Annotated in this window: 24 protein-coding genes; 11 read left to right on the forward strand and 13 right to left on the reverse strand. The window is 69.3% G+C overall.

Features of this window, described 5'->3' with window-relative positions; translation table 11 throughout:
• Positions 1–350 precede the first annotated feature (350 nt).
• Positions 351–1,196 carry an SDR family oxidoreductase gene (locus AWC19_RS16800; protein WP_085079240.1) on the forward strand — a complete coding sequence of 282 codons (846 nt, stop codon included), beginning with the start codon at positions 351–353 and terminating at the stop codon, positions 1,194–1,196.
• A 492-nt stretch (positions 1,197–1,688) separates the two neighbouring features.
• On the opposite strand, the gene AWC19_RS16805 is transcribed toward AWC19_RS16800, so the two are convergent.
• The 8 genes from AWC19_RS16805 to bfr all read right to left on the reverse strand — a co-directional run bounded on the left by AWC19_RS16805 (position 1,689) and on the right by bfr (position 9,613).
• Positions 1,689–2,123 (reverse strand): SRPBCC family protein, encoded by a 435-nt coding sequence (locus tag AWC19_RS16805; protein ID WP_085079199.1) that lies wholly within the window; start codon positions 2,121–2,123, stop codon positions 1,689–1,691.
• Positions 2,123–2,965 (reverse strand): lysophospholipid acyltransferase family protein, encoded by an 843-nt coding sequence (locus AWC19_RS16810; RefSeq protein ID WP_085079200.1) that lies wholly within the window; start codon positions 2,963–2,965, stop codon positions 2,123–2,125. Before AWC19_RS16810 ends, AWC19_RS16805 begins: the two co-directional genes overlap by 1 nt.
• Before the next feature lie 31 nt (positions 2,966–2,996).
• The gene (locus AWC19_RS16815; RefSeq protein WP_085079201.1) at positions 2,997–4,106 is read right to left on the reverse strand and encodes an amidohydrolase family protein; all 1,110 of its coding nucleotides are present in this window, start codon (positions 4,104–4,106) and stop codon (positions 2,997–2,999) included.
• Entirely contained in the window at positions 4,094–5,446 is a 1,353-nt protein-coding gene (locus AWC19_RS16820) for a type I glutamate--ammonia ligase (RefSeq protein ID WP_085079202.1), read from the reverse strand. Before AWC19_RS16820 ends, AWC19_RS16815 begins: the two co-directional genes overlap by 13 nt.
• Positions 5,447–5,457: 11 nt before the next feature.
• Positions 5,458–6,348, reverse strand: a complete 891-nt coding sequence (locus tag AWC19_RS16825) for a TIGR03854 family LLM class F420-dependent oxidoreductase (RefSeq protein WP_085079241.1) — start codon at positions 6,346–6,348, stop codon at positions 5,458–5,460.
• A 110-nt stretch (positions 6,349–6,458) separates the two neighbouring features.
• Positions 6,459–6,953, reverse strand: coding sequence for a carboxymuconolactone decarboxylase family protein (locus AWC19_RS16830; RefSeq protein WP_085079203.1), 495 nt, complete (start codon positions 6,951–6,953; stop codon positions 6,459–6,461).
• Positions 6,954–6,995: 42 nt separating this feature from the next.
• On the reverse strand, positions 6,996–9,077 hold the full coding sequence (locus tag AWC19_RS16835) for an MDR family MFS transporter (RefSeq protein ID WP_085079204.1): 2,082 nt from the start codon (positions 9,075–9,077) through the stop codon (positions 6,996–6,998).
• Between the two features lie 56 nt (positions 9,078–9,133).
• A complete protein-coding gene (gene bfr / locus AWC19_RS16840; protein WP_085079242.1) occupies positions 9,134–9,613 on the reverse strand; it encodes a bacterioferritin in 480 nt (159 codons plus the stop codon).
• 246 nt (positions 9,614–9,859) lie between these two features.
• Between bfr and AWC19_RS16845 the strand changes: the two genes are divergently transcribed.
• Positions 9,860–10,045, forward strand: coding sequence for a (2Fe-2S)-binding protein (locus AWC19_RS16845; protein ID WP_085079243.1), 186 nt, complete (start codon positions 9,860–9,862; stop codon positions 10,043–10,045).
• Here the strand turns inward: AWC19_RS16845 and AWC19_RS16850 are convergent.
• The 4 genes from AWC19_RS16850 to AWC19_RS16865 are packed head-to-tail and all read right to left on the reverse strand — an operon-like array spanning position 10,042 to position 12,944.
• The gene (locus AWC19_RS16850) at positions 10,042–10,794 is read right to left on the reverse strand and encodes an enoyl-CoA hydratase/isomerase family protein (protein WP_085079205.1); all 753 of its coding nucleotides are present in this window, start codon (positions 10,792–10,794) and stop codon (positions 10,042–10,044) included. The genes AWC19_RS16845 and AWC19_RS16850 overlap by 4 nt on opposite strands.
• A gap of 24 nt (positions 10,795–10,818) precedes the next feature.
• A complete protein-coding gene (locus tag AWC19_RS16855) occupies positions 10,819–11,262 on the reverse strand; it encodes a TIGR03618 family F420-dependent PPOX class oxidoreductase (RefSeq protein WP_085079206.1) in 444 nt (147 codons plus the stop codon).
• 9 nt (positions 11,263–11,271) lie between these two features.
• Complete coding sequence (locus AWC19_RS16860) at positions 11,272–11,973, reverse strand: EthD domain-containing protein (protein ID WP_085079207.1); 702 nt, start codon at positions 11,971–11,973, stop codon at positions 11,272–11,274.
• 26 nt (positions 11,974–11,999) lie between these two features.
• Positions 12,000–12,944 carry a hydrogen peroxide-inducible genes activator gene (locus AWC19_RS16865; protein WP_085079208.1) on the reverse strand — a complete coding sequence of 315 codons (945 nt, stop codon included), beginning with the start codon at positions 12,942–12,944 and terminating at the stop codon, positions 12,000–12,002.
• A 102-nt stretch (positions 12,945–13,046) separates the two neighbouring features.
• Here AWC19_RS16865 and AWC19_RS16870 point away from each other — a divergent pair, with 102 nt between their 5' ends.
• From AWC19_RS16870 to AWC19_RS16880, 3 genes are read left to right on the forward strand one after another with little or no spacing between them, the layout of a single operon-like run.
• Positions 13,047–13,634, forward strand: coding sequence for a peroxiredoxin (locus AWC19_RS16870; protein ID WP_085079209.1), 588 nt, complete (start codon positions 13,047–13,049; stop codon positions 13,632–13,634).
• A 13-nt stretch (positions 13,635–13,647) separates the two neighbouring features.
• Positions 13,648–14,184 (forward strand): alkyl hydroperoxide reductase, encoded by a 537-nt coding sequence (locus tag AWC19_RS16875; RefSeq protein WP_085079210.1) that lies wholly within the window; start codon positions 13,648–13,650, stop codon positions 14,182–14,184.
• Positions 14,185–14,194: 10 nt separating this feature from the next.
• A complete protein-coding gene (locus tag AWC19_RS16880) occupies positions 14,195–15,523 on the forward strand; it encodes an alpha-amylase family protein (RefSeq protein ID WP_085079211.1) in 1,329 nt (442 codons plus the stop codon).
• Here the strand turns inward: AWC19_RS16880 and AWC19_RS16885 are convergent.
• A complete protein-coding gene (locus tag AWC19_RS16885) occupies positions 15,520–15,954 on the reverse strand; it encodes a DUF1810 domain-containing protein (protein WP_085079212.1) in 435 nt (144 codons plus the stop codon). The two genes, AWC19_RS16880 and AWC19_RS16885, sit on opposite strands and share 4 nt — an antisense overlap.
• 37 nt (positions 15,955–15,991) lie before the next feature.
• On the opposite strand from AWC19_RS16885, the gene AWC19_RS16890 reads away from it, so the two are divergent.
• The 6 genes from AWC19_RS16890 to AWC19_RS16915 all read left to right on the forward strand — a co-directional run bounded on the left by AWC19_RS16890 (position 15,992) and on the right by AWC19_RS16915 (position 22,197).
• Positions 15,992–17,254, forward strand: coding sequence for an alpha-hydroxy acid oxidase (locus tag AWC19_RS16890; RefSeq protein WP_085079213.1), 1,263 nt, complete (start codon positions 15,992–15,994; stop codon positions 17,252–17,254).
• A gap of 71 nt (positions 17,255–17,325) precedes the next feature.
• Complete coding sequence (gene lon / locus AWC19_RS16895) at positions 17,326–19,647, forward strand: endopeptidase La (protein ID WP_085079214.1); 2,322 nt, start codon at positions 17,326–17,328, stop codon at positions 19,645–19,647.
• 215 nt (positions 19,648–19,862) lie between these two features.
• Positions 19,863–20,372, forward strand: a complete 510-nt coding sequence (locus AWC19_RS16900) for a hypothetical protein (protein ID WP_245849063.1) — start codon at positions 19,863–19,865, stop codon at positions 20,370–20,372.
• Positions 20,373–20,462: 90 nt separating this feature from the next.
• Positions 20,463–20,807 (forward strand): TfoX/Sxy family protein, encoded by a 345-nt coding sequence (locus tag AWC19_RS16905; protein ID WP_085079215.1) that lies wholly within the window; start codon positions 20,463–20,465, stop codon positions 20,805–20,807.
• Positions 20,808–20,837: 30 nt separating this feature from the next.
• The gene (locus AWC19_RS16910; protein WP_085079216.1) at positions 20,838–21,464 is read left to right on the forward strand and encodes an endonuclease; all 627 of its coding nucleotides are present in this window, start codon (positions 20,838–20,840) and stop codon (positions 21,462–21,464) included.
• 7 nt (positions 21,465–21,471) lie between these two features.
• Complete coding sequence (locus tag AWC19_RS16915) at positions 21,472–22,197, forward strand: DUF72 domain-containing protein (protein WP_085079217.1); 726 nt, start codon at positions 21,472–21,474, stop codon at positions 22,195–22,197.
• The last annotated feature ends 24 nt before the right edge of the window (positions 22,198–22,221 follow it).

Genomic DNA, 22,221 nt, shown 5'->3' on the forward strand with positions numbered 1-22,221 from the left:
GCCGTCAACGCCAACTCGACACCGCCTACGACACCCTGACCGCCGCCACCGACACGCCCCGGTGGTGACCCAATGGCTCATACACGCAGTCAAATCTGGCGACAACCGTGGGGCCTAAGACTTGGAAGGAGCTCATCCTCTCCGAGCACTGAAGCGAGCCACGAACGAAAGTGGCGGGAAGGGCGTTCATCGCGCCCATCGTCCGTCCATCAATGGAAAGCATCGCGCCGCCTTTCGTTGCGAGGCAGGCACTTCGCCGTAGCGCCATCGATTACTCGCGCTGCGATCTCCGCGGCCCGGACGTCATCCCCACACAGCAACGCATTGTGAGACTAAGGAAGGCGGCCACGATGATCCGAGATGTCAGCGTCGTGATCGGTATCGGAGGTATAGGCATAGCCGTCGCACGGCGGGTAGGTCCCGGTCGGTCGCTGGTACTCGCCGACGTTGACACCAAATCCCTGCACGACGCCGCGAGCCGGCTAGCCGACGAAGGGCACATCGTCCGCAGTGCCCATGTGGATGTCACGTCACGGGGTTCGCTAGCCGAGTTGGCCGCAGCCGCTTCATCCATTGGCCCGGTGTCCTCCGTTGTCCACACCGCGGGCCTCTCGCCCGAACAAGCGACAGTGGGTGCGTTCCTGGCCGTCGATCTAATGGGCGTGGCGCTGACGATAGATGCATTTGGCGCCGTTATAGAACGTGGCGGATCGGGCGTCGTCATATCTAGCATGGCCGCCCACCTGAACCAACCGATTGAGCCCGACATCGAGTTCCAATTGGCAACAACGCCAACGGAAGAACTCCTCGCGTTGCCCGCCAACGACCCCAATCGTTTCAAGGTTCCCGGCGAGGCATATGCGCATGCCAAGCGGGTTAATCAACTTCGTGTCGCGATGGCCGCCACTGAATGGGGCAGACGTGGCGCACGGATCAACTCGATCAGCCCCGGGATCATCGCAACGCCGATGGGCAGACAAGAATTGGCCGGCGCCTCGGGCGGCGCTATGCGGGCAATGATCGACGGATCAGGAACCCAGAGACCCGGGACCGCCGACGACATCGCGGCCGTTGTGGACTTTCTTCTCAGCCCTGCGGCGAGTTTCGTGACGGGCACCGACCTCCTCGTCGACGGCGGCGTCACAGCAGCGTTTCGGACGGGCCAAATCGATTTCGGACGGGCGATACCGCCCTGATTCTGGCGAAGCCTGCTGACCTGATGTCTTCCACCGGGCCAGTGAAAGCGCACCACCCCTCCCAACGGGCGACCGTAGCCGTCCCCTGTCGGGCAAACAAACTCACAACATCTCGACGCAACACCTGAAAAGCACGCCACCCGCCTTTGCGATGGGGCCCGTCGCTTCAGAGCCAACCGGTGCGGGCGGCGGCAACAGGCTCGGCGGGGGCCGGCGCGAGTTGGGTGAACTCATCCGGACCCACGCCCGCGCGCGCCAGCACGGCCGCTGGGTCGGCTGAGAGCTCGGGGACGAACTGCCGCCGTCCGGGTTCCCAATCCTTGAAACGGCCGGGGCGGCGAAGCCCCGGCCCGCATCGAAACAGCCATCACCCCAGTGCAACACAACCAAGCCCGCCGTTTGGCGTGCCGTCGTCGCGCGGCGAGCGTGCGTGTCTGCGCGGCGACACGCCGGTGCGGGCGGCATTCCACGCACGCTCGCGGGAAGAAACGGCTAGGACTCGGCGAGCCTTTTGAGGCACTTCAAATCCGCGGACAGCGTGCGCCTCACCTGGCGCACGGCGACGCGGTCGGCGATATACCCGAGGATGCCGCCGGGCGCCTGATACGAGAGCCGGTAGATCACCCTCGTCCTGCCGTCCCCGCAGTCGCGGAGCCGGAACCGCCCGCGCAGCGAGATCCCGGTGATGCCCACCCAGGCGATGTCGCGGTTCTCGTCGAATTCCACCACCTCGATGAGCCCGCCGACGGGCACCGAGCCGATCTTCCAGTGCACGGTGTAGCGCGCACCCAGGCCGCGGCGCTGGTCGTTCGACGACTCCCAGCGCTCCAGGTTCGTCATGAACGACGGGTAGCAGTCGGGCTCGCTGACGATCTTCCAGACCGCGTCGCGATCGGCGTTGATGACGCAGCGGCGTTCGACGCGCATCAGCCGATCACCGGGAATCGGCGTTCGGCGGCCAGCCGGTCGACGCCGCCCTGCAGGCTGGCCAGCACCTTGTCGTGCACCGCCTGGTCCTCGAGATCCGAGCCGTCGACCCGGATCGGGTGTTGCACCTCGATCACTATCTTGGTGGGCAGCGGGATATGCCCGGCCAGGTCGCTGATGTTGATGCCCCACGGCAGGGCCAGCGATATCGGAATGCTCTTGAGCCGCAGCAATTTATCAGCCATCAGCAGTTTGGCCAGCCACTGCCCGCGGTTGAGGAACAGCGCGCTCTCCTGGCCGCCGACGCTGGCGACCGGGACGATCGGCACCCCGGCCTCGCGGGCCAGCCGCACGTAGCCCATCCGGCCGCCGAAGTCGACCTTGTGGCGCTCCCAGGACGGCCGGAAGACTTCGTAGTCGCCGCCGGGATACACCAGCAGCGCCGCCCCGGATTCCGGCGCCAGCCGGGCGTTCTCGTGGTTGGCCGCGACCGTGCCGAACTTGCGCAGCCAGCCCAGCGGCGGCGCGGAGACGACGAGGTTGTGCGCCAGCTGGTAGAACGGCCGCTCCACGCCGAAGTAGGAACAAAACGCCAGGGTGAACACGAACGTGTCGGGCGGCACGTTGCCCCCGCTGTGGTTGCCGACCAGCAGCACCGGGCCCTCGGCGGGAATGCGGTCCAAACCGCGCACGTCCGCCCGGAAGTACAACGACGCCAGCAGCCAGGTGCCCGGCAGCTGGTCGCGGATGTAGTCGGGGTCCCGCTCATCGAGATCGGCTTTGGGCACCCGCGACACGACTTGCTCGCGGGCCCACTCCAAGATGCCGCCGACGCTAGGCATAACCGCCGGTATACCCCGGTGTCACCGGGCGTCAAACGCCATAGAGGCGGGCCGAGTTGTCGCGCGCGATGAGCTCGACCACCCGGATGGCGTCGGCCTCGCTCCAGTCGCCGTCGTCGACGAATCCGCGGAGCACGCGGTGAATTCCCCTGCGCCACAAGGTCGCACCGAGATAGTGCAATTCCGCGGGGCCGAAGCCATCGGACGAATACAGGATCTTGCCGAACGGCGCCATCTCCAGCAGTCGGGCGATGAACGCCGGCGACCGGGCCCCGAGGTGGGTCACGCTCAAGCCGCCGTCGAGGTAGACGTGGTTGAAGGCCTGCGCCAGGTAGCCGGCCTCGCGCTCGTAGGGATAGCAGTGCAGCAGCACGATCGGGGTGTCGGCGGCCTGCCGCAGGAAGTCGAGCAGATACAGGGGGTTGGCCTTGGCCAGGTCGCAGTCCCGGTCGCCGAAACCGACGTGGAACTGCAGCGGCTTGCCGAGCCGCAGCGCCTGGTGCAGCCCGAAGCGCAGCAGCACCCGGTCCCGCAACCGGGTCCCGCCGCTGTCGCGCCAGCGGCTCGCGGCCTCGGCCACCTGCGCCGGCGACGGTTCGGTGAGGTCGCCGTCGAAGCCGCCGCGGTAGGCCAGGATGGACTTGGTGCCGACCGCCGCGGCCGCGCGCCGGTGCAGGATTTCTTCGAACGCCGCGGCGTAATCGCCCGGCGCCCGCGCGGCCTGCTCGGCCACCTGCTCGAGGCGGACGACCTCGTGGGCGCGGGCGCCGGAGACCTCGGCCATGCCGGCCACGTCGGCCGTATCCCCGTCGATGCCGGTGTCGACCAGCCAGTCGCTGACGTGGGCGGCGGGCAGGAACAGCCGCGCCAGCTCGGCCTCGCCGAGCTGCCGACGCCGCTCCCAATATGCCTGGGGGTCAACGTGTTTCGGCAGGCCCAAAACCGGCGCGCAGTGGGCGCGGACGGCGAAGCCGAGCTGGGAGTCGAAGGCCGGGCCGACGACCGGATCGGTGTTGGCCTCGTTGAGGGCGTTCTCGAAGCGCCGCCGGTCCCCCGGCGTCAGCCAGCACCCGTGGACGTGCTGGTCGATCAACGCCACGTCGTCGATGCGGGAGGCCAGCGCGGGCGTCACAGGCTCCAGGCCATCCGGAACTTGTCGGCCAGCTCCTGCGGGCCCAGCTCGCCGTAGCGCTCGTGCTCCAGGCGGCGCACCGCCAGCACCATGTCCACGGCGGGGTCGCCGAGGATGTCGCGCAGCAGCCGCGAATGATCAAGCGCGGCAAGGGCTTTTGCCTGCGACTGCGACAGTCGCCGGACGCCCGCGTTCTCGCGATCCGCATCGGACAGTTTCGCCGGGTCGACCGTGATTTCTTCCGGCAACGCGGCCCGTCGTTTGATCCCGTGAAGCGCCAGCCCGAGGATCGCCGCCGACGCCAGATACGGGTTCGCCGACGGGTCGACGATTTTCACCTCGACGTTGCCGCCGCGCGGGCTGCCCGGGCCGCCCCTGATGAAGCGCACCGCCGCCTCGCGGTTCTCGGTGCCCCAGCAGGCGTAGGCGCCTGCCCAGTTGCCGGGTCGCATCCGCAAACCCGACACGATCGAGCCGCACAGGATGCCCTGGGCCTCGGATAACCCGCCGACCACGCCGGCGATCGCGCTCTCCCCCGCCGCCGTCATGCCCGCGACTCCCGTCCCGCCGGAAAACACCGGTCCGTCCGGCGTGCTCAGCGAAAAGTGCTGATGCGCACCGGATCCCACGCTGTCGGCGAAGGGTGCCGGCGACAGGCTGACGCGCAGCCCGTGGCGGCGGGCGGCCCGGCCGACGATCAGCCGCGTCAGCGCCAGCTGGTCGGCGGCGGCCACCGGCGGCAACGGCGTTAACGAGATCTCGAACTGGTTGGGCCCGTACTCGGGATGGAACTGCTCCACCCCGACCCCGGCGGCCGCCGCCGCGGCGTTGACGTCGCGCACGAAACCCTCGTGCTCGAGCACGCCGGCGAGGCCGTACTGCGCCCAGAGGGTGGCCGGCAGCCGCCCGCCCTGCGAATCGACCAGCACGAACTCGAGCTCGTGGCCGACGGCCGCCTCGATGCCGGCCTCCGCCAGCGCGCCCTCGATGCGGCGCAGCGTTCCCCGCCCGCACGCAGCGACGGGCGTGCCGTCCTGCTCGAAGAACGAGGCGGGCGCCCACGCTAACCCGTCGCCGAGCATGCGCAACGCCGACAGGTCGATGCGCAGGCGCTGATCGCCGATCACGCCGGCGTCGTCGGTGAACGCCGTGCCGGTCTGGTCGATGGCGAAGACGTGCCACGACGGGCTGGCGCCCAGCCCGGGGTCGGCGAAGGTGCTGGTGCGCCGGATCGGCACCGTCTTGGCCTGCGTGAGGCCGGCGGGGTTGACCGTGGTGCCGATGACGGTGTCGACGCCCTCGGCCTCCAGTTGGGCGATCGCCGCGGCTGCGAGCGGGGTGGCGGTCATGAGAAACCCGATCAGTTCTGCCGGCCGACCAGCTCGGCGGCGAACCGATCGAGGAAGTCCTCGATCGGCCCAGCGCCGGCCGGCCGGATGACGAATTTCGTCAGCCCCGCGGCGATGTAGGCATCGAGCTGTCTGTGTAGCCGGTCCCAGCCGGCGGCGATCAGCTCGGCGGGGTCGAGGTCCGGGCGGCGCCGGCGCGCCGCGGCCGCCAACTCCGGGGGAATCTCGCCGTCGGCCCCGTCCACCACGGCCAGCGAGATCCCGAAATGGTCGGGCTCGATCTGCCGGCCGGCGTCGGCCGCGGCGCGTTCGATCGCCTGCCGGGCCGCCCGCGCCTCGGCCGGGGTGAGGAAGCTGCCCAGCCAGCCGTCGCCCAGCGCGCCGATGCGCCGAAACGCCGCGGGCGCCGAGCCGCCCAACCAGATGTCGAGCGGCGGCACCGGCCGCGGCGCCACCGCGGCCGCCCTCACGGTGAAGTACCGGCCGGTGTAGCTGGCCGAGTCGTCAACCAGCGCCGACCGCAACACCCGCAGCGCCTCGTCGAACACCGCCGCCCGCTGCCCGTCGGGAACGACGAACACCTCGCGTTCGGCCGGGATCGCCGAGCGCAACCCGAACACCGGAAGCACGCGCTTCGGGGCGACCGCCGCCAGCGACGCCAGCTGTTTGGCCACCAGCACCGGGTGCCGCCCCGGGAGGACGGCCACCGACGTGCCCACCTTCAACCGGGTCGTCCGCGCCAGCGCATAGGCCATCCCCACCACCGGATCCACCGCCGGGGAGTACACCAGCTCGGAAAACCACAGCGAGTCGATCCCGCTCGCTTCGAGGTGATCGACGATGCCGGCGAGCCGATCCGGGGCGGTGTCCGCCCCCAGCCCGACACCGAAGCGAATCTTCAAGAGGTCTCCTCCGCGCCCGCGAAACATAAACGGCTGCCACGTTTTCCGGCGTGTCTTCGCAGACATTTCCGCGTCGCGGCGCAACCGGTGATGAGTTGAGGTGGGAAGGGCTACGCGCGGCTGGGCAGGGTCAGCTTGCAGGCCTGGCCGATGTCCAGGGTCCGCAACACCCGGCCCATGCCGACCCATAGCGCACACGACAGCGCCAGGTCCGCGAGCAACTCGTCGGAGAAGTGTTCGGCGCAGCGCGCCCAGAAGTCTTCGTCGTCGCGGAGTTTGGTGTGCTCGGTGGCGAACCGGTGCGCGAATTCGGCGGCCAGCCGCTCCTGTTCGCTGTAGCCCGGCCAGGTGCGCCATTCGAGCGCGTGCTCGTAGAGCTCCTCGTCGACGCCCGCCGCGGGTCCGTCGGCGTCGCGGGTGTTGACGCAGACGACGCATTCGTTGCTGTGCGCGATCACCGTTCGCGCGAGCTCGCGGGTGCGCAGCGGCAACCGGCTCTTCGTGTAGACCGCCTGGCTGAACGCGCCGAGCGCGCCACCGAGGTCGGGCGATTTGGCAAACCAGCCGGCCAGGTCGTCGTCGGCAAAGGTTCCGATTCGGCTCATGGCGTGATGGTACGCCCGAGCCCCGGATTTCGGGCGGACCCGTCAGCCAACGGGTGCGGGGCCGGCCGCATGGATGGCGACCGTCGGCGGCTCGTCGTGCCAATCACGTTGGGCCAGAAGGCGATGCGCGACGCGTTCGAGCGCGGCTTCCACCTGGCCGCGGTCCGGCCGGCCCTCGAAGCCCGGCGACCGGGCCAGCTTGTCGACGAGCCAGCCCAGCAGCAGCGAGTAGACGTAATCGACCTGTTGGATCCCGGCCGGCGTCAGCCACATTTCGTCGCCATCGCGTTGCGCGTAACCGGTGGCGACCAACCGGGAGAAGGTGGGTTCGAGGACCTCGAACGGTATCCGGAGGTAGTCGCCGATGTCGGTGAGCCGGGCCGCCCCATACATCTGCCGATAGCGGTTGATGCGCAGCACGCCCCACAGGCCGGCGACGTCGAGCCGGCAGTCGGGTCGCATCGCGATGCTGCGCAGGCGCATGCCCGGGGCGCCCCGCAGCAGCCGGCCGATCGCGGTCTCCAGCATCTCGTCGGGCGATTGGCTCGTGGGCATGGCGAACGCCTCGCCGATGTCGCCGCGCCTGCTGCCGATGCCCCGCAGCGGCACTTCGCGCAGAAACAGCGCCAGGACGAACCCCACCAACGCGACCGGCACCGCCCAGAGGAAAACCCGGGTGAGCGAGTCGGCATAGGCGGCCACGATCGGCGCCGCCATCTCGTGCGGGAGCCGGCGCAGGGCCTCCGGCGACGCGGCCGCGGCCGCGGGTGCGCGGCTGGCCACCATGGCCGGACCGATCCGGCTGTGCAGGAAGTTGGTGAAAAGCGAACCGAAGATCGCCGCGCCGAACGAACTGCCGATCGTGCGGAAGAAGGTGACCCCGGAGGTGGCGACGCCGAGGTCGTCGAAGCTGGCGGTGTTCTGCACGATCAAGACCAGCGTCTGCATGCACATCCCGATCCCCGCGCCCAGGATGACCAGGAACAGCGACTGCACCAACGCCGAGGTCGAAAGGTCCATCCGCGACATCAGGAAGAACGCGACCGCCATCACCGCCGTGCCCGCGACGGGGAAAATTTTGTACCGTCCCGTGCGGCCGACCAGGACACCGCTGCCCATCGAGGTGGTCAGCATCCCCACGACCATCGGCAGCGTGCGCAGCCCCGACGTGGTTGCCGAGACGCCGTCGACGAACTGCATGTAGGTGGGCAGAAAGGTCAGCGCGCCCAGCATCGCGAACCCGACCACGAACGACAGCACGCAGCACACCGTGAACACCGCGTTGCCGAACAGCCGGGTTGGCAGGATCGGCGCGGCGACGCGGCTTTCCACCCACACGAACGCCGCCAGGGCCAGCGCGGAACCGGCGAACAGCCCGATGATCGTCGCGGATCCCCACGCATAGGTGGTGCCGCCCCAGCTGGTGGCCAGCGTCAGCCCCGACGCGCCGAGGCCGACCAGCAGGATGCCGGTGTAGTCGATGACCGGTTTGGCGCGTTGGCCGAGCGGCGGAATGGCCGCCGCCGCCACGAAGAAAACCACGATCGAAACCGGCACGTTGATCCAGAACGCCCAGCGCCACGTCAAGTGATCGGTGAAGTAGCCGCCGAGCAACGGCCCGATCACCGTGGTGACCCCGAACACCGCGCCCATGGCGCCCTGGTAGCGGCCGCGATCCCGCAGCGGGATCACCTCGCCGATGAGCGCCGTGGCGGTCACCATGAGCCCGCCGCCGCCGATGCCCTGCAACGCGCGCGCCGCCACCAGCGTGCCCATCGACCTCGAGAGCCCGCAGAGCACCGACCCGGCGACGAAGAACACCACGGCCGCCTGGAACACCTTCTTGCGGCCGAAGAGGTCGCCGAACTTTCCGACGAGCGCGGTCATGATGGTCGACGCCAGCAGGTAGCTGGTGACCACCCACGACTGATGGCCCGCCCCGCCGAGGTTGGCGACGATCGTCGGCAGCGCCGTCGCCACGATCGTCTGGTCCAGGGCGGCCATGAGCATGCCGAGCAAGACCGCGAGGAAGATGAAGTTCCGTCGCTGCGGGTCGACCGCGACGTCGTCAGGCGCGGGCGCGGCCGGGCTGGCCTCAATCTTTGCTGGTGTCGCCCTCGTCATGGGTGCCTTTCCGCCGGATCCCGATCACTACGGGTGCCCACGGTGGGCAATCGGCGTCAGCTCGGGGGTCGCGACACGCACTGCGCCGAGTACAGCTCCTCGCCGAGCTTCTCCATCAACTCCAGTTGCGTCTCCAGGTAGTCGATGTGCTTTTCCTCGTCGGCCACAATCTTTTCCAGCAGGACGGCGCTTGTGCTGTCCTGCTTTTCGCGGCACAGAATGATGCCCGGCTTGAGCCGGTCCATCACCTCGTACTCGATGGCGAGGTCGGCCTCGAACTGCTCGCGCAGGGTCTGCCCGATGCGCAAGGAGAAGAGGCGCTGGTAGTTGGGCAGCCCGTCGAGCAACAGGATGCGGTCGGTGATCTCCTCGGCGTGGCGCATCTCGTCGAAGGACTCGGAGCGGGTGTGCTCGGCAAGCTCGGTGAAGCCCCAGTTCTCCTGCATCTTGGAGTGCAGGAAATATTGGTTGATGGCGGTGAGCTCGCTGGTCAATTGCTCGTTGAGCAGGCGCAGAACGTCCGGATCACCTTGCATGATCACTCCTACCGTATGAGGTTGTCACGGCTGGCCGCGCTCGGTCGCGCCGGGCTGAAGCGCACGAGTTTTAGGGCCGTAGCAGCACTTTGCCACGCCGGTTTGGAATCTTCCAGCAAGGTAATGCTGTGCTCAGTGTGTCGCCTGAGTCACACGACCGGGGTTAGGAGTGTCTAACCTACTTAGGTTAGACTCCGCTAATATGAGGCTCGTCCCGGTCGATCCCAGCGTGCGGGGGGTGTGCTGATGTACGTGTGCCTGTGCGTCGGGGCCACCACCCAGACGGTGTGCGACGCCGTCGAACGGGGCGCATCGACGAGCAAAGAGGTCGCCGCGGCGTGCGGGGCCGGCGCCGACTGCGGGCGTTGCCGGCGCACGTTGCGCGCCATCATCGCCGCGGCGCGCGAACTCGAGCCCTCTCCGGCCCGCTAGCGCCGTTTGTTGAAGTCCGCCAGGGCCGCGGCGTTGGCCTGCGCGCCCATCAGCTCGGCGAAGTGGGTATTTTCCCGCGCGCTCGCCGCCGCGATCTCCGGGCGGACCGGTTCCATCATCGTGTGCTTTACGGCCATGAGGCTCGAAACCGGCTGGGAGGCAAGCACTTCGGCGTGTCGACGGGCCTCGGGCAGCAGCTGTTCGGGGTCGCAGACGCGCCACACCAAACCCATCCGCAGGGCCTCCGCGGCGTCGACCCATTCCGAGGACATCAGCAGCCACGCGGCGTTCTGCCGGCCGATCAGCTGCGGCAACAGGTACGACGAGGCCGCCTCGGGGGCTACGCCCAGGCTGGTGAACGGGCACTTCAGGCGGGCCGTCGACGACATGAACGCCAGGTCGGCGTAACCGAGGATGGTGGCGCCGATCCCGACGCCGACGCCGTTGACGGCGCAGATCAGCGGCTTGGGAAACGCGGCCAGGGCGTCGATGAGGCCGGTGAAGCCGTGCTTGCCCGGCGCGAAGTCCGGGTCGGTGATGCGGGCCTGCATCTCGGCCAGGTCGGTGCCCGCGCTGAAGCCGCGGCCCGCGCCGGTGAGCAGCACGACGGCCACCTCCGGGTCGTCGGCGGCGGCCAGCAGCGCTTCGGTCGTCGCGTCGTAGAGGGCCTCGTTGAATGCGTTGAGCGCGTCCGGCCGGTTCAGCGTCAGGGTGCGCACCCGGTTTTCGTCGTCGATCTGCAGGATCACGGGTGCAGCGTAACGGGCCCGCGCTCAGCCGTTGCTGTAGACGCGGGTCGGCGCGACGAGCACCACCGCGCGTCGCTCCCGGGCCATCACGCGGTCGTATTCGTCCCAGTCGTCGTGGGTGCCGCCCGCGGCGCTGAACACCTCGCGCAGCAACAGCCGCAACTGGTCGGCGTCTTTCAGCCAGGGCTGCGGGTCGTCCGGCCCGGCCAGCTCCGCGCGGCCTTCGACGGTGGCCCACTGCCAACCGTTCTTGAACGTCACGGCCAGCTGGGGGCGGGCCCGCAGGTTGGCCAGCTTGACCTTGCCGTAGGTGGTGAACGCCAGCGCCGGCTCGCCGGTCGCGGGGTGCGGCAGCCGGCCGACGTTGACCAGTGACGCCTGCACCGTGCCGTCGGCGCGAACGGTGGCGACGACCGCCAGGCCGCTTTCGCTTGTGGCCAGCGCCACCGCGTCGTCGAGTGTTGTCATGGCAGTCCCTCAGTCCTTGAACGGCGTCGTGAAGACGTAGCGGCTGGTCGGCACCGTGTCGATGTTCTGGTTGGCGCCGAATGCGGTTGTGCTGGTGATCATTTGGCCTAATCGGTGCTGTAGGTCGTCGTCGTCGGCGGCGCCGAAGAACGCCTTCAGGTCGGTGACCGCCTCGATCGGGAACAACTCCTCGACGATGCCCGCGATTCCCGGCGCGTCCGGGGTCAGGCTGCGCACCACCCAGTTCTGGGTGTAGCCGAACGTCGACTGGGTCTCGATGGCCACCGCGGTGTGGTCGCGCTGCCAGCGGGTCAGCCACGTCGCCTCGTCGAGTTCGGCGGGCCGGCGCAGCAACGCGATGTTGGCCAGACCCGTTGTTCGGCAACGTGGTTCGGTTGGCGGAGGCGCGAGCGGAACCGACTCGGTCACCAGATAGGCGGCGAGCCGCTCGCATTCCTGGGCGAGGAATTTGAGCGCCGCCCCGATCTGGTCGCCGTAGCATTGCTGGGTCCACATGCTCACCACCGCGGCCGCCGGCGGGTCCATCGTGGTCAGCGTCATCAGCGAGTGACGCACCGCGCTGTCGCGAACGTTCACCTGCAACCCGAACACGCCGAGTTCCAACAGCGCATCGGCGACGTGACCGCGCTGCCGGGCACACCAGTCGTCGTCGGGGTCTGGTCGCATCATCACGGCGATGACCTTTTCCATAGCCAGAACCTACCGCCGGCGACCGGCTATTTGACCAGGCGCACCCGATGTTCGGCGTTGATCAGCTTGCCGATGGTCGCCGCCAGTTGCCGGTAGGGCTCGTCGCGCCCGCTCGAGGACCGGAACGCCAGACCGATCCGCCGGCCGGGGCGGGGCGTGGCGAATTCTGCCAGCCCGAGCCGGCTGCGGGCGGCTTCGACCGGCACAGCGCTCTGCGGGATCAACGTCATCCCCAACCCGCCCGTCACGCACTGCACCGCGGTCGCCAGCGACGCCGCGCGGGTGTTGGCGAGCTCGGCGCGCACGCCGGCCTTGTGGCAGACGTCCAGCGCCTGATCGCGCAGGCAGTGGCCCTCGTCGAGCAACAGCAGCGGCAGCGACGCCAGGGCCGCGGGCGGCACCCGGCGCTTTCCCGACAGCGGATGCCCGGGCGGCAGCGCTAGCACGAAATCTTCGTCGTAGATCGGGATTTCGCTCGCCCAGGCCGCCGGCGGGTTAGAGGCGGGCAACGCGATCAGCGCCGCGTCCAGCGCCCCGTCCCGCAGCAGCCTGAGCAGCCGCTCGGTCTGATCCTCGACGACCCGCAGCGTCAGCGCGGGCAGTTCCACGGCCAAGCCGGCCAGCAGCGTCGGCAGCACGTAGGGCGCCACGGTGGGGATCAGCCCGAGGCGCATGCTGGCGCGCAGCGGATCGGAGGCCCCCGCCGCGGCCGCGGTGAACGCGTCCGCCGCCTCCACCACGGCCTGGGCATGCGGCAGCAGCTGCTGACCCTCGGGAGTCAAGAAGACACGCCGCGTGGACCGCTCGAGCAACTGGGTGCCGAGCCCGGACTCCAGCGCGGCCAGCGCCTGCGACAGCGTGGATTGGCTGACGCCGAGAGTCGTTGCGGCACTGCTGAAGTGCTGCTTTTCCGCGACTGCGACGAACGCGCGGAGCCCGGCGATCGTCGGCTGATAGGTCTTATCGGACATGCCTATAAGTATAGTGTGATATATCACCTTTACTTCAAGCAGCGCTCCCGGCATCATAGGGACGGATAGCTAATCTTGAGTGGATCCAGATAAGGAGCATCTATGGCCCTGCTGACAATCGGCGACCAATTCCCCGCCTACGAGCTCACCGCGCTGATCGCGGGCGACCTGTCGAAGGTCGACGCCAAGCAACCCAGCGACTACTTCACCACCATCACCAACGAGGACCACCCCGGCAAGTGGCGCGTGGTGTTCTTCTGGCCCAAGGACTTCACCTTCGTGTGCCCGACGGAGATCGCCGCCTTCGGCAAGCTCAACGACGAGTTCAAGGACCGCGACGCGCAGGTCCTCGGTGTCTCGATCGACAGCGAGTTCGTCCACTTCCAGTGGCGCGCTCAGCACGAGGACCTAAAGAAGCTGCCCTTCCCGATGCTTTCGGACATCAAGCGCGAGCTCTCGCTGGCCACCGGCGTGCTCAACGCCGACGGCTTCGCCGACCGGGTGACCTTCATCGTCGACCCGAACAACGAGATCCAGTTCGTTTCGGCCACCGCCGGCTCCGTGGGACGTAACGTCGACGAGGTGCTGCGCGTGCTGGACGCGCTGCAGTCCGACGAGCTGTGCGCGTGCAACTGGCGCAAGGGCGACCCGACGATCGACGCCGGCGAGCTGCTGAGGGCTTCCGCGTAGGAGGGGGCGAGACATGAGTGTGGAAGACCTCAAGGACGCGCTGCCCGAGTACGCCAAGGACCTCAAGCTCAACCTGGGCTCGATCACCCGCAGCACCGTCCTCAACGAGGAACAGCTGTGGGGCACGCTGCTGGCCAGCGCCGCGGCGACCCGGAACGCCCAGGTGCTGGCCGAAATCGGCGCGGAGGCGGCCGACATCCTGTCCGCCGAGGCGTACCAGGCGGCGCTGGGCGCGGCGTCCATCATGGGCATGAACAACGTGTTCTACCGTGGCCGCGGTTTCCTCGAGGGCGCCTACGACGACCTGCGGCCGGGACTGCGGATGAACATCATCGCCAATCCCGGTGTCGACAAGGCCAACTTCGAGCTGTGGTCGTTCGCCGTGTCGTCGATCAACGGGTGCTCGCACTGCGTGGCCGCGCACGAGCACACGCTTCGGGAGGCGGGCGTGGACCGCGAGGCGATCTTCGAGGCGCTGAAGGCCGCGTCCATCGTTGCCGGTGTGGCGCAAGCGATCATGACCGCCCAGACGCCGGTCGCCGTCGGCTGAGCGCAGCGTCGTGAGCCCAGTGGTGAAGGGCCCCGCCTGGATCGAACACGCGATCTGGTGGCAGGTCTACCCGCTGGGATTCGTGGGCGCGTTCCCCGCGCCCGCGTCGTCGGGGCCGCCGCAGCCGAACCAGCATCGGCTGCGGCGGCTCGTCGACTGGCTCGACCACGCCATCGCGCTGGGCGCCTCGGGCATCGCCCTGGGGCCGATCTTCGCCTCGCGCACACACGGTTACGACACCACCGACCACTACCGCATCGATCCCCGGCTCGGTGACGACGCCGACTTCGAGCACCTGGTGGCCGAGGCCCGTGCCCGCGGTTTGCGCATCCTGCTCGACGGCGTGTTCAACCACGTCGGCGTGGACTTCCCGCGCTACGTGGCGGCGGCCGATGACGAGGCTTCCGCACGCTGGTTTCGCGGCCGCCCGGGCCGCTTTCACACCTTCGAGGGCCACTCCGAGCTCATCACCCTCAACCACGACAACCCCGAGGTCGTCGACTACACGGTCGACGTGATGAGGCACTGGTTGCGGCGCGGCGCCGACGGCTGGCGCCTCGATGCCGCCTACGCTGTCCCGCAAGACTTTTGGGCGTCGGTGCTGCCCCGGGTGCGCGAGCACCACCCCGGCGCCTGGTTCGTCGGCGAGCTCATCCACGGCGACTACGCCGCCGTGGTCGAGGCGGCCACCTTCGACTCGGCCACCCAATACGAGCTGTGGAAGGCGATTTGGAGCGGGCTCAACGACGGCAACTTTTTCGAGCTGGACTGGGCGCTGCAGCGGCACAACGGTCTGCTGGGCGGTTTCGTCCCGCTGACCTTCATCGGCAACCACGACGTCACGCGCATCGCCAGCCGGCTGGAGCGCGCCGAGCACGTGGCCCACGCGCTGGTGATCCTGATGACCGTCGGGGGCGTGCCCAGCGTGTACGCCGGCGATGAGCTCGGGTTTCGCGGCGTCAAGGAAGAGCGGCGCGGCGGAGACGACGCGGTGCGTCCCGAGTTCGGCTCTCCCCCAATGCAAACCGACGCGTTGGGGGCGTCGGTATTTGCGTTGCATCAGTACCTCATCGGGCTGCGTCGCCGTAACCCGTGGCTGCACGCGGCGTGCACCACCGCGCTGCGGCTCGACAACCGCCACTACGTCTACGAGACGCGCAGCGGCGACGACGCGTTGCTGGTCGCGCTCAACATCGACGACGAGCCGCGGCGGCTGGCGCTGTCGGGGCTGGGCAAGCCGCGCGCCCGGGTCGTCGGCGGCTCGGGCGCCCCACCACCCGAGGTGGTCGACACCGTGGTCGTCGAGCCGCACGGCTGGCGGATACTGGGGCCCGCCTAAGGGCGCGCTAGAAGTTCCAGCGTCAGCTCGTCTTGCCGGCCGCCGTAGTACTTGTCGAGCAACTCGAGGAAATCCTCGTTGTCATCGGTGGCGCGGGCGAACAGCGTCATCGACGAGCGCAGCTTCAGGTCGTCGGGCGAGCCGAAGATTGCGGCGGCCGAACGACCCCGAACCTGGTTGACCAGCCGGGTGCATTCGCGCAGCCGCGGCCCCAGCACCTCGTGCCGCAGGTACGCGCGGGCCTCGTCCAGCGAGGCGATGCCGTAGCGTTCGGCCGTCGGGCTGCTGCCCAGCCCGCGCAGCTGCGGGAACACAAACCACATCCAGTGACTGCGCTTTCGGCCGCGGCGCAGCTCGTCGACGACGTTGCCGTAAACCGGTGACTGCGCGTCGACGAAGCGCTTCAAGTCGAAGGGGTCGGTCAACGACATACGACTACGGTGGCACACCATGGAATTCAAAAGACGGATGGGGTTGAAAAGACGGGACTCGATCAAGCGACGAGTGCCCAAGGCGCGCGACCTCGCGCCGCTGATCCAGTTCAAACGCCCGCAATTCGACGCCACCAAGCGCCGGCTCGACGCCGCGTACACCATCGAAGATTTGCGGCGCATCGCCAAGCGGCGCACCCCAAAGGCGGCGTTCGACTACACCGACGGTGCCGCCGACGACGAGCTGTCGATCCGGCGCGCCCGACAGGCCTTCCGCGACATCGAGTTTCACCCGACGATCCTGCGTGACGTCTCCCAAGTGACCGCCGGGTGGAACGTGCTCGGCCAGCCCGTCGTCCTGCCCTTCGGGATCGCGCCCACGGGGTTCACCCGGCTCATGCACACCGAGGGCGAGATCGGCGGCGCGGCGGCCGCGGCCCGGGCCGGGATCCCGTTCTCGCTCTCGACGTTGGGCACGACGGCGATCGAAGACCTGGTGGCCGCGGTCCCGCAGGGGCGCAAGTGGTTTCAGCTCTACATGTGGCGCGACCGCGAGCGTTCGATGGCGCTGGTGCAGCGCGCCGCCGACGCGGGGTTCGACACGCTGCTGGCCACCGTCGACGTGCCGGTCGCCGGCGCGCGGCTGCGCGACAACCGCAACGGCATGACGATCCCGCCGACGCTGACGCTGCGCACCGTGCTGGACGCGGTGCCGCACCCGAAGTGGTGGTTCGACCTGCTGACCACCGAGCCGCTGGCGTTCGCGTCGCTGGATCGCTGGCCGGGCACCGTCGGCGAATACCTGAGCACCATGTTCGATCCCAGCCTCACCTTCGACGACCTGGAGTGGATCAAGGCCAAGTGGCCCGGCAAGCTGGTCGTCAAGGGAATTCAGACGCTCGAGGACGCGCGTGCCGTCGTCGACCGCGGCGTCGACGGCATCGTGTTGTCCAATCACGGTGGCCGGCAATTGGATCGGGCCCCGGTGCCGTTCCACCTGCTGCCCGCGGTGGCGCGCGAACTGGGCAACGACACCGAGATCCTGGTGGACACCGGCATCATGTCGGGCGCCGACATCGTGGCCTCGATCGCGCTGGGGGCGCGCTGCACCCTGGTCGGGCGGGCCTATCTGTACGGGCTGATGGCCGGCGGCGAGGCGGGCGTGGCTCGCGCGATCGAAATCCTGCGGGACGGCGTGATGCGGACGATGGCGCTGCTCGGCGTTACCTGCCTCGAGGAGCTTTCGCCCGCGCACGTGACGCAGCTGCGGCGGCTGGAGCCGATTTCGCCGCAAGCGTGACGGTCGGGCGCCGGGAACAAATGGACTTCAGGCTGGGTTAAGCGCATCAGACTCAACTTTTTGGAGGAGTGATGGCTGAAGCCAAGTCAGTGCCCGTGTTGTTCACCGGCACGATCGTGTTGCCCGGAATGGTGGTCCCGATCGCGCTGGACGACGCCGCCCGGGCGGCAATCGACGCCGCGCAGGCCAGCGAGTCCGGGCAGCTGCTCATCGCCCCCCGCCTGGACGACCGGTACCCGACCCACGGCGTGATCGCGAAGATCCTGCAGGTCGGGCGGATCGCCGGGGGCGGAACCGCCGCCGTCGTGCGCGGCGAGCGGCGCGCACACATCGGGGCCGGGGCCTCCGGGCCCGGAGCGGCGCTGTGGGTCGAGGTGACCGAGGTTCCCGCGGCCCAGCCGAACGACGAGGTCAAGGCGCTGGCGGCCGAATACAAGAAGTTGCTGCTGGCCATGCTGCAGCGGCGCGAGGCGTGGGAGATCGTCGACTACGTCAACGGCCTGACCGACCCGTCGGCGCTGGCGGACACCTCGGGCTACGCGTCCTACCTGACCGACGTGCAGAAGCGGCAGCTGCTGGAGACCGAAGATGTGGGCCGTCGCCTCCGTCTGCTGATCGACTGGACCAGCGGGCACCTCGCCGAGATCGAGGTCAGCGAGAAGATCGCCGAGGACGTCCGCGAGGGCATGGAGAAGACGCAGAAGGAATTCCTGCTGCGCCAGCAGCTGGCCGCGATCCGCAAGGAACTCGGCGAGGGCGAACCGGACGGGTCTGACGACTACCGCGCCCGCGTCGAGGCCGCCGACCTGCCCGACAAGGTGCGCGAGGCCGCGCTGCGGGAGGTCGGCAAGCTGGAACGCGCCAGCGACCAGAGCCCGGAAAGCGGCTGGATTCGCACCTGGCTGGACACGGTCCTGGACCTGCCGTGGAACACCCGGACCGAGGATTCGACGGACCTCAAGGCGGCCCGGGCAATCCTGGACGCCGACCACCACGGGCTGGACGACGTCAAGGACCGCATCGTCGAGTACCTGGCCGTGCGCACCCGTCGGGCCCAGCGGGGGCTGCAGGTCGTCGGCGGCCGCGGCTCGGGTGCGGTGATGGTGCTGGCGGGCCCGCCCGGCGTCGGCAAGACATCGCTGGGCGAGAGCGTGGCGCGGGCGCTGGGCCGCAAGTTCGTGCGGGTCGCCCTGGGCGGGGTGCGCGACGAGGCCGAGATCCGCGGGCACCGGCGCACCTACGTGGGCGCGCTGCCGGGCCGCATCGTGCGCGCCATCGGCGAGGCGGGGTCGATGAATCCCGTTGTGCTGCTGGACGAGATCGACAAGGTCGGCTCCGACTACCGCGGCGACCCGAGCGCGGCGCTGCTCGAGGTGCTCGACCCCGCGCAGAACCACACCTTCCGCGACCACTACCTGGATCTGGACCTGGACCTGTCCGACGTGGTGTTTTTGGCCACCGCCAACGTGATCGAGAACATCCCGTCGGCGCTGCTGGACCGCATGGAGCTGGTGGCCATCGACGGCTACACCGAGGACGACAAGGTCGCCATCGCGCGCGACTACCTGCTGCCCCGGCAGCGGGAACGGGCCGCGCTGACCGACGCCGAGGTCACGGTGACCGACGCCGCGCTGCGCAAGATCGCGGCCGATTACACGCGCGAACCCGGGGTGCGGCAGTTCGAGCGGCTGCTGGCCAAGGCGCTGCGCAAGGTCACGACGAAGATCGCCGACGAACCGGTGACCCCGGTGGTCATCGACGAACCGGACCTGGTGTCCTACCTGGGCCGTCCGAGGTTCACCCCGGAGTCGGCCGAACGCACCGCGGTGCCCGGCGTGGCCACCGGCCTGGCGGTCACCGGCCTGGGCGGCGACGTGCTCTACATCGAGGCCGGCGCCACCGACGGCGAACCCGGGTTGCAGTTGACGGGCCAGCTGGGCGACGTGATGAAGGAGTCGGCGCAGATCGCGCTGTCCTACGTGCGCTCGCACGCCCCGCAGCTCGGTGTCGACCCCAAGGCGCTGGACCGGCGGATCCACGTGCACGTGCCCGCGGGCGCGGTGCCCAAGGACGGCCCGTCGGCCGGCGTCACGATGGTGACCGCGCTGGTCTCGATGGCCACCGGGCGCCGGGTGCGCTCCGATGTCGGCATGACCGGCGAGGTCACGCTCAACGGGCGGGTGCTGCCGATCGGCGGCGTCAAGCAGAAGCTGCTGGCCGCGCAGCGCGCCGGGCTGTCGACGGTTTTCATCCCGGCGCGCAACGAGCCGGACCTGGATGACGTCCCGGCCGAGGTGCTCGACGCGCTCGAGGTGAAGCCGATGACCGACGTCGCCGAGATCGTCGCCCAGGCGCTCGAACCGGCGCCGCAGGCCGCCTCGGCCGCGGCCTGACCCGGCGCCGATCCTGTCGAACCCATGTCGAACGCCTGGGAAATCGTTGCGAACTGGTTGGGACGATCCCGTTTTCGTCCGTCCCGGCCCGGGTAGCCAACAGCGGTCGGGGGGTCACCCATAGGCCTGGGCCGGGGCTGGGAATCAACCGAACAGCAAGGTCAATGGCCGTTCTGCCGCCTGCGGGGCAGCCCAACCGTCGACAAGGAGTTCACATGAAGTTGAGCAAATTCGCAGCCACCGCGGCGATGACCGGCGCGCTGGGATCCGCAGCACTGGGCATCGGCGCCGGCTTCGCGCAAGCCGACCCAAACGGCCCCAACGTGCCGGGTCCGAACGTCCCGGGCCCCAACGTCCCGGGGCCGAACGCGCCGGGCGTTCCCGACCGCGACGGGCCCGGGCAGCTCCCTTACGCGCCGGGGCAGCCGATTTGTAACGGCGGACAGGGCGTGAACTGCAACGGGCCGGGCTCGCCGCTGCCGCCGGGGCAGAACGGGTTCCCGCCGCCGGGGCACTACAACGACCCGGGCCGCTACGGGCTCCCGGCCACCTGGGTTCCCCCGGTGGGCGACCCCGACGGGACCCAACTTCCGGTGGTGTTCAACCCCGACCTGGGCCAGTGGGGCGTCAACACCTCCAGCGGCTTCCAGGCCTACACGCCCGCCGGCGGCGTCAATGGCGGCGTCAATGGGGGCGTCAATGGTGGCGTTGGAGCGCCCAGGTAAAACCGGCTTTTCGAAAGCTGTGGCAGCCGCCCCTGAAAAGGGGCGGCTGTTGCACGCTGGCTGTTCCACGTTGCGGCAGAATCGCGGCTTATGGCCTACGACGAAGATTTGGCCAACCGGATCCGCGAGCTGCTCGGCTCCGAGCGGGGCGTCGAGGAAAAACGCATGTTCGGGGGTCTGGCGTTTTTGATCGACGGCAACATGTCGGTGGCCGTCAGCGGCCAAGGCGGTCTGTTGGTGCGGGTGCCGCCGGAGGACACCGAGAAGCTGTCCCGCCGCCGGCACGTCAGCCCCATGCTGATTTCGGGCCGCGAGACCCGCGGCTGGCTGCGCGTCGACGCCGACGCCGTGGCGACCAAGCGCCAGCTTCGGGACTGGGTCACGCGCGGGGTTGGCTGCGCGCGCGGGCTGCCGCCCAAATCGCGGCCCGGTTAGCCGCGGGGCGCCGCGGGTACGGGGTGCGGTATGGACAAGCGCGTGCGGCGGCTGCTCGACGTCGCCGGCACCACCTACGCGGCCGAGGCAGGCATCAAGATGGCCGACAAGCCGATGCCGCTGTTTCAACTGTTGGTGCTTTGCATGCTCGCCAGCAAGCCGATCGATGCCGCCATCGCGATGGACGCCGCACGCGAGGTCTTCCGCGCGGGCCTGCGCACGCCCACGGCCGTGCTGGCGTCCGACCGGCACACCATGATCAGCGCCTTCGGGCGCGCCCACTACGTGCGCTACGACGAGAGTTCGGCCACCCGCCTCACCGACATGGCCCGACGGGTCCGCGACGACTATTCCGGGGACCTGCGGCGACTCGCCGACCGCAGCCGGCCCGACGTCGCCGACGCCACGCGAATGCTGAAGAAGTTCAAGGGAATTGGCGACACCGGCGCCGACATCTTCCTGCGCGAGGTGCAGGACGTCTGGGGCTGGGTGCGCCCCTACTTCGACGACCGCGCCATCGCGGGGGCTGACCGACTGGGGTTGCCCAGCCAGCCGGAGAAGCTGGCGGCGCTTGCCCCGCGGGCGACTGCGCGGCTGGCGGCCGCGCTCGTCCGGGCCTCCCTGGACGACGACGTGTGCCGGCGGGTGGCCGGTTGATCCGCCGTTGACCGTCCGGATCGGGACCTCGGGATGGTCCTACGACCACTGGGCCGACGTCCTGTACCCGCCGGGGCTGCCGTCCGCGCGGCGGTTGGCCCGGTTCGTCGAGGTCTTCGACACCGTCGAGCTCAACGCGAGTTTCTACCGGTGGCCCAAGGATTCGACCTTCGCCGGGTGGCGCGAGCAGTTGCCGGAGGGGTTCAAGATGTCGGTCAAGGCGCACCGGGGGCTGACCCACTACCGTCGGCTCGCCTCGCCCGAGCCGTGGATCGAACGCTTCGAGCGCTGCTGGCAGCTGCTGGGCGATCGCCGCGGCGTGCTGCTGGTGCAGCTCCACCCCGAGCAGCAGCGCGACGACGCCCGGCTGGACAACTTCCTGCGCAGCATGCCCGAGTGGATCCGGGTGGCCGTCGAGCTGCGGCACCCGTCGTGGAACGACCCGGTCGTCTACCGGCTGCTGGAACGCCGCCGGGCCGCCTACGTGGTGATGAGCGGCGCCGGCCTGGCTTGCGTCCCGCGGGCCACCACCGACCTGGTGTACGTGCGGATGCACGGTCCCGACCAGGACGCGATCTATGCGGGCAGCTATTCCGACGACGAGCTGCGGCGCTGGGCGGACCGGATCGCCCAGTGGGACGGCCAGGGCAGGGACGTGTGGATGTATTTCAACAACGACCTCGGCGGCCATGCCGTGCGCAATGCGCTGACGCTGCGGAAACTGTTGAGCTGAGCCGCCGTGAGTAGGGTGGCGATC

It is taken from the genome of Mycobacterium palustre (assembly GCF_002101785.1).
Classification (GTDB): Bacteria; Actinomycetota; Actinomycetes; order Mycobacteriales; family Mycobacteriaceae; genus Mycobacterium; species Mycobacterium palustre.

Excerpts from the sequence above, each read along its gene's own strand:
- AWC19_RS16800 (WP_085079240.1), top strand. The coding sequence starts at position 351 with ATGATCCGAGATGTCAGCGTCGTGATCGGTATCGGAGGTATAGGCATA.
- AWC19_RS16805 (WP_085079199.1), bottom strand. The coding sequence starts at position 2,123 with ATGCGCGTCGAACGCCGCTGCGTCATCAACGCCGATCGCGACGCGGTC.
- AWC19_RS16810 (WP_085079200.1), bottom strand. The coding sequence starts at position 2,965 with ATGCCTAGCGTCGGCGGCATCTTGGAGTGGGCCCGCGAGCAAGTCGTG.
- AWC19_RS16820 (WP_085079202.1), bottom strand. The coding sequence starts at position 5,446 with ATGACCGCCACCCCGCTCGCAGCCGCGGCGATCGCCCAACTGGAGGCC.
- AWC19_RS16830 (WP_085079203.1), bottom strand. The coding sequence starts at position 6,953 with ATGAGCCGAATCGGAACCTTTGCCGACGACGACCTGGCCGGCTGGTTT.
- AWC19_RS16835 (WP_085079204.1), bottom strand. The coding sequence starts at position 9,077 with ATGACGAGGGCGACACCAGCAAAGATTGAGGCCAGCCCGGCCGCGCCC.
- bfr (WP_085079242.1), bottom strand. The coding sequence starts at position 9,613 with ATGCAAGGTGATCCGGACGTTCTGCGCCTGCTCAACGAGCAATTGACC.
- AWC19_RS16845 (WP_085079243.1), top strand. The coding sequence starts at position 9,860 with ATGTACGTGTGCCTGTGCGTCGGGGCCACCACCCAGACGGTGTGCGAC.
- AWC19_RS16855 (WP_085079206.1), bottom strand. The coding sequence starts at position 11,262 with ATGACAACACTCGACGACGCGGTGGCGCTGGCCACAAGCGAAAGCGGC.
- AWC19_RS16860 (WP_085079207.1), bottom strand. The coding sequence starts at position 11,973 with ATGGAAAAGGTCATCGCCGTGATGATGCGACCAGACCCCGACGACGAC.
- AWC19_RS16865 (WP_085079208.1), bottom strand. The coding sequence starts at position 12,944 with ATGTCCGATAAGACCTATCAGCCGACGATCGCCGGGCTCCGCGCGTTC.
- AWC19_RS16870 (WP_085079209.1), top strand. The coding sequence starts at position 13,047 with ATGGCCCTGCTGACAATCGGCGACCAATTCCCCGCCTACGAGCTCACC.
- AWC19_RS16875 (WP_085079210.1), top strand. The coding sequence starts at position 13,648 with ATGAGTGTGGAAGACCTCAAGGACGCGCTGCCCGAGTACGCCAAGGAC.
- AWC19_RS16885 (WP_085079212.1), bottom strand. The coding sequence starts at position 15,954 with ATGTCGTTGACCGACCCCTTCGACTTGAAGCGCTTCGTCGACGCGCAG.
- AWC19_RS16890 (WP_085079213.1), top strand. The coding sequence starts at position 15,992 with ATGGGGTTGAAAAGACGGGACTCGATCAAGCGACGAGTGCCCAAGGCG.
- lon (WP_085079214.1), top strand. The coding sequence starts at position 17,326 with ATGGCTGAAGCCAAGTCAGTGCCCGTGTTGTTCACCGGCACGATCGTG.
- AWC19_RS16900 (WP_245849063.1), top strand. The coding sequence starts at position 19,863 with ATGAAGTTGAGCAAATTCGCAGCCACCGCGGCGATGACCGGCGCGCTG.
- AWC19_RS16905 (WP_085079215.1), top strand. The coding sequence starts at position 20,463 with ATGGCCTACGACGAAGATTTGGCCAACCGGATCCGCGAGCTGCTCGGC.
- AWC19_RS16910 (WP_085079216.1), top strand. The coding sequence starts at position 20,838 with ATGGACAAGCGCGTGCGGCGGCTGCTCGACGTCGCCGGCACCACCTAC.